The 14,253-nt window shown below is 68.7% G+C and carries 15 protein-coding genes; 12 read left to right on the plus strand and 3 right to left on the minus strand.

Annotation, left to right across the window (positions count from 1 at the left end):
* The 8 genes from ALI144C_RS01310 to ALI144C_RS01345 all read left to right on the plus strand — a co-directional run bounded on the left by ALI144C_RS01310 (position 1) and on the right by ALI144C_RS01345 (position 6,872).
* Positions 1 to 480 carry an alpha/beta fold hydrolase gene (locus ALI144C_RS01310; RefSeq protein ID WP_076985134.1) on the plus strand — a complete coding sequence of 160 codons (480 nt, stop codon included), beginning with the start codon at positions 1 to 3 and terminating at the stop codon, positions 478 to 480.
* The gene (locus ALI144C_RS01315) at positions 405 to 785 is read left to right on the plus strand and encodes an alpha/beta fold hydrolase (RefSeq protein ID WP_076985135.1); all 381 of its coding nucleotides are present in this window, start codon (positions 405 to 407) and stop codon (positions 783 to 785) included. Before ALI144C_RS01310 ends, ALI144C_RS01315 begins: the two co-directional genes overlap by 76 nt.
* Positions 782 to 1,918 (plus strand): glycosyltransferase, encoded by a 1,137-nt coding sequence (locus ALI144C_RS01320; protein ID WP_076985136.1) that lies wholly within the window; start codon positions 782 to 784, stop codon positions 1,916 to 1,918. The genes ALI144C_RS01315 and ALI144C_RS01320 overlap by 4 nt, the downstream gene beginning before the upstream one ends.
* Positions 1,915 to 3,720, plus strand: coding sequence for a class I SAM-dependent methyltransferase (locus ALI144C_RS01325; RefSeq protein WP_076985137.1), 1,806 nt, complete (start codon positions 1,915 to 1,917; stop codon positions 3,718 to 3,720). The genes ALI144C_RS01320 and ALI144C_RS01325 overlap by 4 nt, the downstream gene beginning before the upstream one ends.
* Complete coding sequence (locus tag ALI144C_RS01330; protein WP_076985138.1) at positions 3,717 to 4,604, plus strand: GHMP family kinase ATP-binding protein; 888 nt, start codon at positions 3,717 to 3,719, stop codon at positions 4,602 to 4,604. Before ALI144C_RS01325 ends, ALI144C_RS01330 begins: the two co-directional genes overlap by 4 nt.
* Before the next feature lie 77 nt (positions 4,605 to 4,681).
* Entirely contained in the window at positions 4,682 to 5,524 is an 843-nt protein-coding gene (locus ALI144C_RS01335; protein ID WP_076985139.1) for an SAM-dependent methyltransferase, read from the plus strand.
* A gap of 35 nt (positions 5,525 to 5,559) precedes the next feature.
* Positions 5,560 to 6,405: an RNA polymerase sigma factor SigJ gene (gene sigJ / locus ALI144C_RS01340; protein WP_076985140.1), complete on the plus strand. Its 846-nt coding sequence runs from the start codon at positions 5,560 to 5,562 to the stop codon at positions 6,403 to 6,405.
* The gene (locus tag ALI144C_RS01345; RefSeq protein ID WP_237773903.1) at positions 6,402 to 6,872 is read left to right on the plus strand and encodes a carboxymuconolactone decarboxylase family protein; all 471 of its coding nucleotides are present in this window, start codon (positions 6,402 to 6,404) and stop codon (positions 6,870 to 6,872) included. The genes sigJ and ALI144C_RS01345 overlap by 4 nt, the downstream gene beginning before the upstream one ends.
* On the opposite strand, the gene ALI144C_RS01350 is transcribed toward ALI144C_RS01345, so the two are convergent.
* Together ALI144C_RS01350 and ALI144C_RS01355 are read right to left on the minus strand one after the other, a co-directional pair.
* Positions 6,864 to 8,459 carry a solute symporter family protein gene (locus ALI144C_RS01350; RefSeq protein WP_076985141.1) on the minus strand — a complete coding sequence of 532 codons (1,596 nt, stop codon included), beginning with the start codon at positions 8,457 to 8,459 and terminating at the stop codon, positions 6,864 to 6,866. The genes ALI144C_RS01345 and ALI144C_RS01350 overlap by 9 nt on opposite strands.
* Entirely contained in the window at positions 8,456 to 8,824 is a 369-nt protein-coding gene (locus ALI144C_RS01355) for a DUF485 domain-containing protein (protein ID WP_237773904.1), read from the minus strand. The genes ALI144C_RS01350 and ALI144C_RS01355 overlap by 4 nt, the downstream gene beginning before the upstream one ends.
* Positions 8,825 to 9,087: 263 nt before the next feature.
* Here ALI144C_RS01355 and ALI144C_RS01360 point away from each other — a divergent pair, with 263 nt between their 5' ends.
* Genes ALI144C_RS01360 through ALI144C_RS01370 form a run of 3 tightly spaced genes read left to right on the plus strand, consistent with a single transcriptional unit; the run spans position 9,088 to position 12,632 of the window.
* Entirely contained in the window at positions 9,088 to 11,682 is a 2,595-nt protein-coding gene (locus ALI144C_RS01360) for a nitrate- and nitrite sensing domain-containing protein (RefSeq protein ID WP_076985142.1), read from the plus strand.
* Entirely contained in the window at positions 11,679 to 12,110 is a 432-nt protein-coding gene (locus tag ALI144C_RS01365) for a roadblock/LC7 domain-containing protein (RefSeq protein WP_076985143.1), read from the plus strand. The genes ALI144C_RS01360 and ALI144C_RS01365 overlap by 4 nt, the downstream gene beginning before the upstream one ends.
* A 12-nt stretch (positions 12,111 to 12,122) precedes the next feature.
* Positions 12,123 to 12,632 (plus strand): DUF742 domain-containing protein, encoded by a 510-nt coding sequence (locus ALI144C_RS01370; RefSeq protein ID WP_076985144.1) that lies wholly within the window; start codon positions 12,123 to 12,125, stop codon positions 12,630 to 12,632.
* A gap of 54 nt (positions 12,633 to 12,686) precedes the next feature.
* Here the strand turns inward: ALI144C_RS01370 and ALI144C_RS01375 are convergent, their stop codons facing one another.
* On the minus strand, positions 12,687 to 13,607 hold the full coding sequence (locus ALI144C_RS01375) for an SDR family NAD(P)-dependent oxidoreductase (protein ID WP_076985145.1): 921 nt from the start codon (positions 13,605 to 13,607) through the stop codon (positions 12,687 to 12,689).
* 100 nt (positions 13,608 to 13,707) lie between these two features.
* Between ALI144C_RS01375 and ALI144C_RS01380 the strand changes: the two genes are divergently transcribed.
* Entirely contained in the window at positions 13,708 to 14,253 is a 546-nt protein-coding gene (locus ALI144C_RS01380) for a TetR/AcrR family transcriptional regulator (RefSeq protein ID WP_076985146.1), read from the plus strand.

Consider the following 14,253-nt stretch of genomic DNA (forward strand, 5'->3'; position numbering starts at 1 on the left):
GTGGCCGAGATCCACGCCCGCGGCCTGAAGTTCCACGTCCAGCAACTGGGAGCCGAGAACACCGGGCCCACAGTCGTGTTCGTGCACGGCCTCGTGATGGACAACCTGTCCAGCTTCTACTACACGCTGGCCGCGCCGCTGGCCAAGGCGGGCGTCCGCACGATCCTGTTCGACCTGCGCGGGCACGGCATGTCCGCCCGGCCGGAATCCGGCTACTCCCCGCGGGACAGCGCGCTCGACCTGGTGGCGATCCTGGACGAACTCGGCGTCGACCAACCGGTTCACCTGCTGGGCAACAGCTACGGCGGTGTGGTCGCGATGCACGCGGCGCTCAAGGCCGCCCACCGGGTGGCCGGTGTGGTCGTGGTGGAGGCGGCGTGCGCGGGCGTTCCGGGGAGCTGTGGGTGGAGGACATCGTCAACACGCTCAGCGTCGCCGCGCTGGGCCTGGAATACGACCGGACTGGCGAGCAGTTGCTGAAACTCGGTCAGCGCAAGGTCGCGAAGCTTGCCAACAACGCGGACGCGCTGCTCAACCGGACCTCGCTGATCGACGACCTCGTGGCGGGGGCGTTGCTGTCCGAGGCGGATCTCACCCAGGTCGGCTGTCCCGTGCTCGGCGTGTTCGGCGCGGAGTCGGAACTGGCGGGCGCGGCGGCGGATCTCGACCGGTTCGTCCCCGACTGCGAGACGCACGTCATCCCCGGCCTCGGGCACACCGTCCTGCGCGAGGCCACCGGTGAACTGATTCAGCGCGTGCTCACGTGGTTGGAGAAGCACTCGTGACCCGGTTCCTGTTCGTCGTGCCGCCGTTGACCGGGCACGTCAACCCGACGGTCGGTGTCGGCGGGGAGTTGCTCTCCCGTGGCCACGATGTCGCGTGGGTCGGTCACCCGGCGACGCTGGAACCGTTGCTGCCGCCGGGTTCCCGGATCTACCCCGCGCTGGATGACCGGCTGGAAGCGGACATCAGGGAAGCGCGGCAGCGGTGGCTTGAGCTCAAAGGCATCGCGGTGCTGAAGTTCCTGTGGGAGGAGTTCCTGATCCCGCTCGCGCACGCGATGATCCCCGGTGCCCACGACGCGGTGAAGCACTTCCTGCCGGACGTGCTCGTCGCCGACCAGCAGGCGTTGGCCGGGCCGATCGTGGCCGGTGATCTCGGTGTGCCGTGGGTGACCAGTGCGAGCACACCGGCCGAGTTGATCCGTCCGCTCAAGAGCATGCCGAAGGTCGACGAGTGGGTCACCGCGCAGCTGCGCGAGCTCAGCCGGTCTGATGTGGACATCCGGTTCTCCGAGTTGCTGGTGCTGGTGTTCACCTCGCCGCTGCTCGTCGGCGAGACCTTCCCGCCGCACTACGCCTTCACCGGGCCCGCGTTGGCGCACCGGCCGGAGCCGACCGGGTTCCCCTGGGAATGGCTGGCCCCGGATACGCGTAAAGTACTGGTGTCGCTGGGAACGCTGAACGGTGCCGCCGGGCACAGGTTCTTCGGCGAGGTGGTCGAAGCGGTCACGGACATGCCGGACGTGCAGGTGGTCATGGTCGCCCCGCCTCTCAGCGTGCCGCGCAATGTTCTTGTGCGAGAACGTGTTCCGCAGCTGGCGCTGATGGAACACATGCACGCGGTGATCTCGCACGGCGGGCACAACACTGTCTGCGAGGCGCTGGCGCACGGACTTCCGCTTGTGGTGGCGCCGATCCGGGACGACCAGCCGATCATCGCCGACCAGGTCGTGTCCGCCGGTGCGGGGATACGCCTGAAGTACCAACGGGTCCGCGCCGAAGAGATCCGCTCGGCGCTGGACAGCGTGCTGTACGACCCCGGCTTCGCGGCCAACGCGCGCCGGGTGCGGGAGTCCTTCCGGCTCGGTGGCGGCGCCCGTGCCGCCGCCGATCGACTCGAGGCGGTGGCGGCGTGATCGCGTGGATCCTGTTCGGCTTGGTGGTTGCCTGGACGCTGCTGGATGCCCTGCGCCTGCGGGGAAAGGCGAACCAGTTGGCGGTGCTGCCCGAACTGGGCGGTGATCGCGGGGATTTCCAGTCCTACCCCCAGGACCTGGCCGACGGCGTGCGGCAGCGGGCGGTCGCGTTCGCCCGGATCGGGAACCTCGGCCTCGTCGATCTCGTCCCGGCCACCCTCCCGACCGTCGCCGCGGTCGACCTGCTCAACCAGGTCAACCCCAGGACCTACCGGACGGGACGCTGGGAGCGCGGAATCAGCGCCGGTGTGGCGATCCTGTTCGACCCCAAGGCCGTCAAGGGCCTCGGCATCACGCCACCGGCCGACCCCACGGAGTTCATCTCCGTGGCACGGCGTGTGAAGGACCGCGACGGCGTCAGCGTCGACCTGGCGGTCTCCCGCGACCTGCCCGCCGGTCCGTACGACCTGTCGACGCGGGCGGCCCGGTTGCGCAAGCTGGGCAAGCGCCCCGCGCTGTGGACGGCCGGATCCGTACTCGGGTATCTCGCGGTTCTCGGTGTCACCCTCTGGACGTGGCCGTGGGGGTTGATCGCGGCAGGTCTCTACAGCCTCCAGCCGCTGCTGGCGTTCGCCGGCACCCCGTTGCGACCCAGGGACCTGTGGCTGACGTCGGTGTTCCGCGTGGCCTACCAGCCGTACCTGTGGGTCAGGACGCTGGCCGGGCGGTGGCGCACGGCAGCGGAGATCCAGCAGGAGAAGGACATGCTGGCCGCTGTCCCGGCGTACGCCGACGAGATCGAGCGCGGCACCGAGCGGTTCTTCGAGCCGCGCAGGCAGGACTGCCCGTCCTGTTCGAGCACGTCGTTGGCGCGGCACGTCCGCAGCGTCGACCTGGTGCAGCGCAAACCGGGCGAGTTCACCATGGACCGCTGTGTCTCGTGTGGACTCGTCTTCCAGAACCCCCGGTTGTCCACGGCGGGACTGGACTTCTACTACCGGGACTTCTACGACGGCCACGGCGCCGCCGCGGCCGAAGCCGTGTTCTCCGGCAAGCCCGAGCCGTACTACGACCGAGCCAGGATGGTCCAGCCGTTCACCACGCCACGCACCTGGCTGGACGTCGGCGGCGGACACGGGCACTTCTGCCGCGGTGCCAAGGAGATACTGCCCGGCACCCGGTTCGACGGGCTCGACCAGGGCGCGGCCATCGAGGACGCGGAGACGCTCGGCTGGGTCACCCGCGGGTACCGGGGCAACTTCAAGGACTTCGCCGACGGGTTGCGCGGCCGGTACGACGTGATCAGCATGCACCACTACCTCGAGCACGTCCGTGACCCGTGGGAGGAGTTGGACATCGTCGCGGACACGCTGCCGGACGGCGGATACCTGCTGATCGAGGTGCCGGACCCGGAATGGCGGCTGGCCAAGCTGTTCGGCAGGTACTGGATGCCGTGGTTCCAGCCGCAGCACCAGAACATGCTGCCGATCGGCGTTCTGAAGAAGGCGCTGGCGGAGCGCGGCCTACGCCCGGTTGCCGAGGAACGCGCCCAAGCGCACCAGTGCAACGACTTCGCCCTGTCGAGTTACCTGATGCTCGCCGACATCGCGCCGCGCTCACCGGCGCCGTGGCGTCCGGGCAAGCCGAAGGTCAAGGGGTTGCGCAGCCTGGTCGTGTGGTCTTTCGGCATCCCGTGGCTTGTGGTGGCCGGGCTGCTGGACAAGACGATCAACCGGGCCATCGCCAACCGAAGCGACTGCGGCAACGCCTACCGCGTGCTGGCGCACAAGGAGACCGAATGATCGATCTGGCGGACAGGCCGGACGTGGCACCGGAGCTTCGTCTTGTGCCCCATGCCTTCCGTGAGGCGTTCGGCCGCTCGGCCGAAGGCGTCTGGTACGCGCCCGGTGTGGTGGCTCTGACATCCGAACTGGCGGTGTGCGGGCGGTGGGGTGCGATCGTCGCGGGCGAACGGCGGACCGACGGCGTCATCGAACTGCGGTCCATCAACAAACCAGCGGAACCCGTTGTCCTGCCGACGGAGGACGTTCCCGCGTGGGCTCTGCCCGTTGCCAACGTGGTCGATGCGTTGCGTCCCTGCGGAGCGACGCTGCTGTGCAGTGTGGACCTTCCCGCGGGCGCAGGGCTTTCCGCGCGGACCGCGTTGGCGTGCGCGGCGGCGCTGGCATTGCGTGACCTGTGCGACCCGGATATTCCACTCGACTATCTCGTGGACGTCGTCACGCGATCCCACGCGCAATTGCATTCGCACGTTCGCGTCGAAGCGGCATTCGCCGGATACGAAGTCGGTGTCGCTTTGGGTGATGCGCGGCTGCTGATCGTCGACACCAGGATCCGCCGCGACACGCCAGCCCGACTGGCGGATTTCGCGATGCCCGACAGCGGATCGCCCGGACGACTCGGGCCGGCGCTGACCGAATTCCACCGCGCCCAGCAACCCGAAGCGGCGCAGGACATCGCGGTGACCGCGGCGGTCGAAGCCGGTGCGCTCGGCGCAACGATGCTGGTCGACGAGCCCGGCAGGCCGATCGCCGCACTCGTGAGGCCAGAATCGCTCGCCGCGGTTCGCGCCGGTGTTTCCGGTGCTTTCCGGCGGGAACGGCTGACCGCGCCGAGGTACCTCACCATCCGCCCGAGTCAGGGGGCAAGAAGAATCACCCCATAAAATCCGTATGCCACCCGTCGCGCTGCGTGAACCCGTATTGTATGCAGTGAACGGCTGCAAACAGACGGGGACTGCGGATGACTCGGGGTGAGGAATCGCCGGATGTACGGGACGCACCTGCCCGTGTCAACATCGCCAGGGCGAGCATCACCCGGGTCTACGACGCGTTGCTCGGCGGCAAGGACAACTTCCAGGTCGACCGGGACGTGATGGCCCGCTTCCTCAGGCTGGACCCGGAGTTCGTCCGGGTCGTGCGGGACCGGCGCGACTTCATCATGCGGGCCACCCGCTACCTGGCCGGGCAGCGCGGCGTGACCCAGTTCCTCGATGTCGGCGCGACCTTGCCGGAGAAGGACAACCCGCACGACGTCGCGCAACGCCTCAACCGGGAAGCGACCATGGTCTACGCCTCCATGGACCCGGGCGTGCTCGCGCACGGCCGTGCGCAGGTCGCCGACAACGACCGGACTCACATGGCGGAAGCGGACTTCCGCAACCCGCGGCAGATGGTCGAGCACCCGGTCGTGGCCAAGCACCTGAACTTCGACGAGCCCGTGGCCCTGTTCATCGTGAGCACGTTGCAGCACGTCCGTCCCGAAAAGGACCCCGCGGGGATCATGGCCGGATACGTCGACCTGCTCGCACCCGGTTCCTATGTGGTCTTCGGGCACTGGACCGACCCGGGACCCAGTGATCCGCAACTGTCCCAACTGGCCCGTGACCTCAACGGTGTCTACCGCGACGCCGGTGTCGGCGCGTGGCCGCGGTCCCGTGACGAGATCGAAGGCATGCTCGCCGGACTGGAGCTGCTCGATCCCGGCTTGGCGATCTGCGCCGACTGGTGGCCGGACGGCCCCCGGCTGCACCCGCTCGCCCCCAGCCAGCGCCTGGCGCTCGGCGCGGTCGGCGTCAAACGCTGATGTCACTTTTCTGATCGCTGTCTCGTCCTCCAGATGTGCGTGAGTTTCTCGAAGCGAAGGACCGGCTGCTGGGCATCGCCTACGGCATCACCGGTGACCTCGGCGCGGCCGAGGACATCGTGCAGGAGGCGTGGGTACGGCTGAGCCGCACCGAGGGGATCGAGGACACCACCGGCTGGTTGGTGGTCACGACCTCGCGGCTGGCGTTGGACCACGTCCGGTCGGCCAGGGTCCGGCGTGAGCAGTACGTCGGACCGTGGCTGCCGGAGCCGTTGGTCGACGGCCCGGAGGACCGGGTCACCATGGCCGAGTCGGTGAACATGGCGCTGCTCGTGGTGCTGGAGACGTTGTCACCAGCCGAGCGGACCGTGTTCGTGCTGCACGAGGTGTTCGGCATGCCGTTCGCCGAGGTCACCGAGGCGGTCGGCCGCACACCCGCCGCGGTGCGGCAGCTGGCGACGCGGGCCCGTAAGCACGTTCGTGCCAGGACACCGCGTTACGACCTGGACCCCGAGCAGCAGAAACGCGTCGTGACGGCGTTCGCCGAGGCGTGCGTGGGTCGTGACCTGGAAGGACTGGTGCGGCTGCTCGATCCGGACGTCGTACTCAACAGCGACGGCGGTGGCCTGGTGAAAGCGGCCCGCAACCCCGTGTACGGCGCCGACAAGGTCGCGAGGTTCCTGGTCGGGATCGGCCGGAGCAGGGCGGTGGACTTCCGCTCGGTCACGGTCAACGGCTGGGCCGGGCTGATCCGGGTGGTCGACGGGCAGTTGCACAGCGTCATGGCGTTGTCCACCGCCGACAGCCGCGTGACGGCGATCGACCTTGTGGCCAACCCGGAGAAACTCACGCGGGTATCGATCAACGAGAGGAATGAGTGACAGTGGAACCGCGGATGACGGCACCCGCCGAGGCGTACAAGCACATGTTCGCGCTTGAGCAGTGGCAGCAGAAAAGCGCGTTGTCCGAGACGATCCGGCACCTGGTCAAGCTCCGGGTCAGTCAGATCAACGGCTGCGCGTTCTGCGTGGACATGCACTCGCACGACATGAAGGCGGAGGGCGAGACCGACGAGCGGCTGTACAGCCTGGTCACCTGGCAGGAGACGCCGTTCTTCACCGAGCAGGAGCGGGCAGCGCTCCGGCTGGCCGAGGAGGGCACCCGGCTGGAGTCCGGGCACGTGTCCGACGAGGCGTTCGAGGAGGCGCGCAAGCACTTCAGCGAGGAGGAACTGGGCGCGCTGGTGGTGACCATCGCGACCATCAACGCGTGGAACCGGTACGGCACGATCATGCGGACCGTTCCCGGTTCGCTGCGCAAGGCCGCCGGGCACGCCGGTTCAGCCTGACCCGATCCCGGTCACCGACCGGACATCCATCTCGTCACGGCGTTCGGGGTCGCCGGAGCCCTTGCGTTCACCGACGAACGTGCCCGCGACCCCCAGCGCGAACGACAGCGGGATGGACACGAGCCCCGGATTGGACAACGGGAACACCGCGAAGTCGACGCCGGGGATGATCGACGTCGGCGTGCCGGACACGACCGGTGAGAACAGGATCAGCACGAGGCAGCTCGCCAGGCCGCCGTAGATCGACCACAGCGTCCCGGTCGTGTTGAACCTACGCCAGAACAGCGTGTACAGGATCGCGGGCAGGTTCGCCGAGGCGGCGAGCGCGAACGCCAGCGCCACCAGGAAAGCCACGTTCTGGCCGGTGGCGAGGATGCCGCCGCCGACGGCGAGGCAGCCGATCACGATCGCGGTCAGCCGGGCGACCTTGATCTCCGAGCCGGGTTCGGGGTTGCCGCGCTTGAGCACGTTGGCGTACACGTCGTGGGCGAACGACGCCGACGCGGTCAGCGTCAGCCCGGCGACCACGGCGAGGATCGTGGTGAACGCGATGGCCGACACCAGTCCGAGTAGGACAGTCCCGCCGATGTGGAACGCGAGCAGCGGCACCGCGGAGTTCTCGCCGCCGGGCGCGTTGATGATCGCGTCGGAGCCGACGAGCGCGCTCGCGCCGTACCCGATCACCAACGTGCTCAGGTAGAACAGCACCATGGTCCAAATGGCCCAGACCGCCGAACGGCGTGCCTGGTAGGCGTTGGGCACGGTGTAGAACCGCATCAGCACGTGCGGCAGCGCGGCCGCGCCGAGCACCAACGCCAGCGACAGCGAGACGAAGTCCAGTTTGGTGGTCTCGGTCTTGCCGTAGCGGGCACCGGGTTCCAGCACCAGGCCGCTCAGCGCGTTGTTCTCCGCGGCGCGGCCGAGCAGCGAGCCGAGGTCGAAGCCGAACTTGCCCAACAGGAACACGCTCATCAGGCTCACGCAGACCAGCAGCAGTGCGGCTTTCACGATCTGCACCCACGTGGTGCCCTTCATACCGCCGATGAGCACGTACAGCACCATGATCGCGCCGACGACACAGATCACCAGCGCCTGGCCGCCTTTGGTGTGCACGTCGAGCAGCAGCGCGACGAGACCACCGGCACCGGCCATTTGGGCGAGCATGTAGAAGAAGGAGATCACCAGTGTGGCGTTGGCCGCGGCGGCGCGCACCGGGCGCTGGCGCATCCGGAAGCTGACCACGTCGCCCATGGTGAACCGGCCGGTGTTGCGGAACCGTTCCGCCACAAGGAGCAACGGCACCAGCCAGGCGACGAGGAAGCCGATGGAGAACAGGAACCCGTCGTAGCCGTACACGGCGATCGCGCCCGCGATGCCGAGGAAGGACGCGGCGGACAGGTAGTCGCCGGACAACGCGATGCCGTTCTGCATGCCGCTGAACGCGCCGCCCGCGGCGTAGTAGTCGGCCGTGGTGGTATTCCTGCTGCTCACGCGATAGACGATGAACAGCGTGATCGCCACGACGCCGACGAAGATGCTGACATTCAGACCCGGATTGCCCGCCGCGGCGGCGAGATTAATGGTCATCTCGATGCCTTGCCCGCGTGCTCACGCAATTGCGCGGTCGCCGGGTCGATGCGGCGCTTCGCGAACACCACGTACCCGATCATGATCGCCACAGTGGTCGCGAACTGGGACAACCCCAGCAGCAGGCCCACCGTGATGTTGTCGCCGACGCGGATGCTCATGAACTCGGGCGCGTACGCGGCGAGCACCACGTAAATGAGGTACCACCCGAGGAACAAGCCGGTCATCGGGAGGACGAACCGCAGTATCCGACGGCGCAACTGGACGAATTCGGCACTCCCGGCGATCGCGGAGAAATCCGGCTGACCGTCGTTCTCCTCCTCGGTGAAATCGTGGTCCCGTGAAAAGGACGTCATCGTTTTCATCGGGGATTGTCCTCCGCGGGGTTCTTCGGCGTGCCAGGGGGTGGAAGTCAAGCTAGGCCGTCGTCCCTACGACGTCAAGCACTGTTCCGGTTGTCGGGCGACCGGATGGCGCGTTGGTTTGAAAAGTTCCAACACCAATGTTGTCACGCCGAATACCGCTCCATTGACCGACAGTATCGGGGTCGTGGCTTAATTGACACTTGAACAAATGGGCGACAGTTACCTAGGTTATCCGCGATGTCGTATTTGTATTCGAGGTTCTCGTGACCGCACGGCGCTCCTGGTCCACCGCCGCCGTGCAGTGGCGGAACTGGCCTGTGCTCGTCAAGATCGGCGCCGTCCTGGTGGTGCCGGTCATTGGCGCGATGACGCTCGGCACCCTGCGGGTCCGGGCGGACCTTGACCTGGCCGCCTCGTACGCCGAGGTCGAGCGGTTCGCGCACCTGCGGGAAGAGCTCGTGCCCACCATCGGCCTGCTGCAGACCGAGCGCAGCCTGGCCATGGAGCCGCAGGGTGACGCGTACCGCCGTGCCCAGTGGACGCAGACGGACACGCTGATCGACACCGTGCACTGGATGGCGGCCAACACGGAGGACCTCGGTCCGGTGGCCACCGCCGGTTACGACAAACTCCGCAAGGAACTCGGCTCGTTGCCGCAGTTGCGCCAGCAGGTGGTCGCCGGGGCCGACACGCAGGTCCTGCTCGCCGGGTACGCCGCGATCATCCAGGCGATGGTGGACTTCGACCGGTCGCTGACGAGCAAGTTCCCCGACGAGGGGCTGACCGGCTCGTCCTCCGCCCTGTTCGACCTGCAGGTGGCTCGGGAGCAGGTTTCGTTCCAGCAGTCGCTGGTGCTCGTGGGAATCCGGCGTGGCGAGCTCAACGCCCCGGAACGCGAGCGGCTGATCGAAGCGGACGTCCGGCTGTCGGACGTGGTCGCCGACATGCGGTCGGTCGCGCCGCCCGCCCTGTGGCAGCGCTACCTCGACACGGTCGCCGGGTCGGAGGTCGCGCAGCGCCAGGAGTTCGTCCGGCAGGCGCGGGCCGATGTGCCGCAGGGGCAACGCAAACCTGGCACCCGCGCGACGATGCCGTTCAAGGCCGAGGACTGGTCGCGCACGTCCAACCAGACCACTTCGCTGATGACGGGTGTGGCCAGGCAGGCCGCGGCCGACCTGCGGGCGGGCGCGGCCCGGCTGCAGGACGAGACGAGCAACCGCGCGGGCGCGGAGTCGGTGCTGCTGCTGGCGATGGTGTTGCTCGCCACAGGCATCGGCGGTGTCGTCGGCCGGTACCTGTTGCGTTCGCTGAGTTCCCTGCGCAGGGCCGCCCTGGACGTCGCGTCCAACCAGCTGCCGTCCGCGGTGGCCGACATCCGCGCGGGCCGTGCCGCGAAGATCGACCCGATGCCGGTCCGCACGAGCGAGGAGTTCGGCCAATTGGCCCGTGCCTTCGACACCGTGCAGAACCAGGCGGTGCGTTCGGCCGAGGAAGAAGCCGAGTTGCGGGGCAACCTGCGCAACATCTTCGTCAACCTGTCCCGGCGCAGCCAGGGTCTCGTCGAGCGCCAGCTGCGCCTGATGGAGCAGCTCGAGCAGAAGGAAGACGATCCCGACCAGCTGGCCAACCTGTTCAAGCTGGACCACCTGGCCACGCGGATGCGGCGCAACAACGAGAACCTGGTGGTGCTCTCCGGTGCGGACCTCGGCCGCCGGTTCACCGAACACGTGCCGCTCGCCGACGTGCTGCGCGCTGCCGTGTCCGAAGTGGAGCACTACGAGCGCGCGACGGTGCGCTCGGTGCCGAAGGTGGACGTGCTCGGCTACGCCGCGGGCGACCTGGTCCGCACGGTGGCCGAGTTGGTGGAGAACGCCACCGCGTTCTCGCCACCGGACTCCCAGGTGGTCATCCAGACCGCGGTCAGGGCCGACCGGTCGGTGCTGATCGAGATCGTCGACGAGGGCATCGGCATGGGCGACGCCGAACTGGCCGACGCCAACGCCAGGGTGGCGGCCGGTGGCGGGGTGGACGTCCCGGTGTCCCGGCAGATGGGGCTGTTCGTGGTCGGCAGCCTGGCCGGGCGGCACCGCATCGAGGTGGTGCTGGGGCGCAGGGACAACGGCGAGGACGGCATGGTCGCGTCTGTTGCCGTGCCACCGGAGCTGATCACCGGTACGGCACCCGCCGGCACGGCGGATCCGGCTGAGACGGCGGTTCTCCCGGTGGACCGGTGGGAAGAGCGGCCGGTCGAGGACGGGAGCCTGACCGGCAAGCTGAGCTCGGTGGGGATCGCGGTGCGGTTGCCGCGGCTGCCGCTGGCCAGTTCCCCGGCGTCGATCCTGTTCCGTTCGCACAAACCGGTGCCCGTACCGGCCTCCGCCGAGCCTCGGCACGCGGCCCCGGCGCGACCGTCGGCCGAATCCGTGCCCCAGGCGGCGGTCCACCCAGGCGCCCGACCACCGGCGGCCCCGCCGGTGTCTCAGTCGATGCCGCAACCGCAGGGCCCCGCGGACTTCGCCTGGCTCGGCGGGCCGGGTGGATCGGGGGCGGGTGCGACTGCCGCACGACCCGCGCCGCCGTCGGTGCCGCGGGCGAGGCAGGCGGCCACGCCGCCACCGCAGCCGGAGAACGGGGCACTGCCCAAGCGGGTGCCCAAGGCGATGTTGTTCGTCACCCCGATGGATCCCGCCAAGGCCGACGGCGGGGGCCCGGGGAACGGCTCAGGGAACGGCTCGGGGAACGGTGGCGTGCACCGCCAACCGGGTCCGCGCAACGCCGACCGGGCGAGGGGACTGCTCAACAGCTTCCAGGCGGGCATCCGCCAGAGCAAGACCGACGAGGGGGATGGGGAGACATGACCGAGACGCCGACGAAAGGCCGCCAGGTCAGCAGGTTCGGGTGGCTGGTGGACAACTTCACCGAGCGGGTGCCCGGGGTGGCGCACTCCGTGGTGATCTCGGTCGACGGGCTGCTGCTCACCGCGTCGAGCCGGTTGCCGGAGGACCGGGCCGACCAGATGGCCGCGATCGCCGCGGGCATCGTCAGCCTGAACACCGGTGCGGCGAAGTGCCTTGGTGCGGACACTGTGCACCGCACGATTGTGGAGATGGACTACGGCGTGCTGTTGCTGACGTCCATCAGGGACGGTTCGTGCCTTGCTGTGCTTGCTCGCCGTGACAGCGACATCGCGCAGATCGCGTACGAGATGACTGTGCTGGTCGACCAGGTCGGCCAGATGCTGACCCCGGAACTGCGTGCCGAACTGAGCGGGGCAGTGCGGCGGTGAGCGAGGTGATCGGTGGGTGCAGGTGAGGATCGAGGATTCGCGGATGTGCTCAACGGCTTCAGCCTGAACTTCCGTGCGGGTGGCCGCGCCGCGCGGCTGCCCGCCGGTCCGGTGCCGCCGAAACCGGCGGCGGACGCCGCCGAAGCGGACTCCGACTACCCGGTCGAGCAGGCGGCGAGTGTCCGTGCCTACGCGTGGACCGGCGGCCGGACCCGCTCGACCCACCGGTTCGAGATCGAGACGCTGGTCACCACCAGCGCCCGTGCGCTCGAGCTGATGTGGGAGCTCAAGGACGAGCACCAGGAGATCGCCGAGCTGTGCCGCAGCTCCAAGTCGGTCGCGGAGATCGGCGCGCTGCTGCGGCTGCCGCTCGGGGTGGTGAAGGTCGTGCTCGGCGACATGGCGGCGCTCGGCCTGGTCATCGTGCACGAGAGCTCGTCGACCAGCCCGGACATGGCGCTGCTCGAACGTGTCCTGAAAGGACTGACCAACCTCAGGGCCGGAGCTGTCCCCACAGGGTGATCGTCCGGCTCTGCTCCTCGGCGTCACCGACCGGGACGGCGTCGTCCGACGGGCTCAGACGGGGAACTTGACCCCGGTCAGCTCCTCCGAGACCGTCCACAAGTGACGCTGCAGCTCGGTGTCGTGCGACTGGGCGCTGGACTTGACCAGCGTGGGCGCGCCCTTGCCTTCGCCGATGCCGGACGGGCCGTAGTACTGGCCGCCGAGGGCGTGCGGATCCGTGGCCGCGCGCAGCGTCGGCAGCGATCCGTTGTGGCTGTCCTGGGAGAAGAACGGTTCGATCAGGAGTTTGTAGGGCAAGTGCATCATGGTCGGCACGTGGCGCGTGAGTTCCGTGCGGCTCAGGCCGGGGTGCGCGGCGGTCGCGATCGTCTTGCCGTTTCCGGAAAGCCTGTGCTGCAGCTGGTACGTGAACAGCAGGTTGGCCAGTTTGGACTGCCCGTACGCGGCCACCCGGTCGTAGGACCGTTCCCACTGCAGGTCGTCGAAGTTGATCCGCGCCTTGATCCGGTGGCCCGCGCTGCTGACCGTCACCACGCGCGAGTCCGGCACCGGCAGCAGCATGTCCAGCAGCAGGCCGGTGAACGCGAAGTGGCCGAGGTGGTTCGTGCCGAACTGGAGCTCGAAGCCGTCCGACGTCGTCTGCTTCGGCGTGTACATCACCCCGGCGTTGTTGATCAGCAGGTCGATCTGGCTGTGCGAGGCACGCAGCTCGTCGGCGGCTTTCCTGACCGAGTCCAACGAGCTCAGGTCGAGGCGCTGCACCCGGACGTCGGCGCCGGGGTGGTCGGCCTTGATCCGGTGGCACGCCGCTTCGCCCTTGGCGAGGTCGCGCACGCCGAGCACCACGGTGGCGCCGCGGGCGGCGAGCACCTTCGCGGCCTCGAAGCCGATGCCGGTGTTGGCTCCGGTGACGATCGCGGTGCGGCCGTCCTGGGCGGGGACGTCGGTTGCCGTCCACTTCTGTTTGGCCATGATCCCTCCACGCGTAGAATCGGGGCGAGCGTTCCGGTTCCGAATATACGGAACGCACGCCCCGTTTGTCGAGGACGGGACATGAGGAGAGGTGGGTCACATGTCAGGGCGGCCGTTGCGAGCCGACGCCGCGCGCAACAGGGACAAGGTCCTGCGGGTGGCGTACGAGACCTTCGCGGCGGAAGGTCTCGGCGTGCCGATCGACGAGATCGCCAGGCGCGCCGGAGTCGGCGCGGGCACCGTCTACCGGCACTTCCCGACCAAGGACCTGCTGTTCCAGGCGATCGTGCGAGACCGCGTCGGACAGTTGACCGACGCCGCGCGGGCGCTGGCCGCCGAGGAACCGGGGGAGGCGGTGTACCACTTCCTGCGCCTGATGGTCGACGAGGCCGCGGTGGACCAGGGACTGGTCGACGCGCTGGCCGGGATCGGGATCGACCTGTCGGTCGTGCTGCCCGAGGCCGAACGCGCGTTCCTCGACGTGCTGGCCGACCTCGTCGGGCGCGCGCAGCGGGCAGGCGCGATGCGGTCCGATGTGGACGTGATGGACGTCAAGGCGTTGATGGTGGGGTTGCAGGCGATGCGGCGCTACCGGGGCGACATCGACAAGGCGTTCCAGGTCGTGCGGGACGGCTTGACGCCGTGA

This window comes from Actinosynnema sp. ALI-1.44 (assembly GCF_001984155.1).
Classification (GTDB): Bacteria; Actinomycetota; Actinomycetes; order Mycobacteriales; family Pseudonocardiaceae; genus Kibdelosporangium.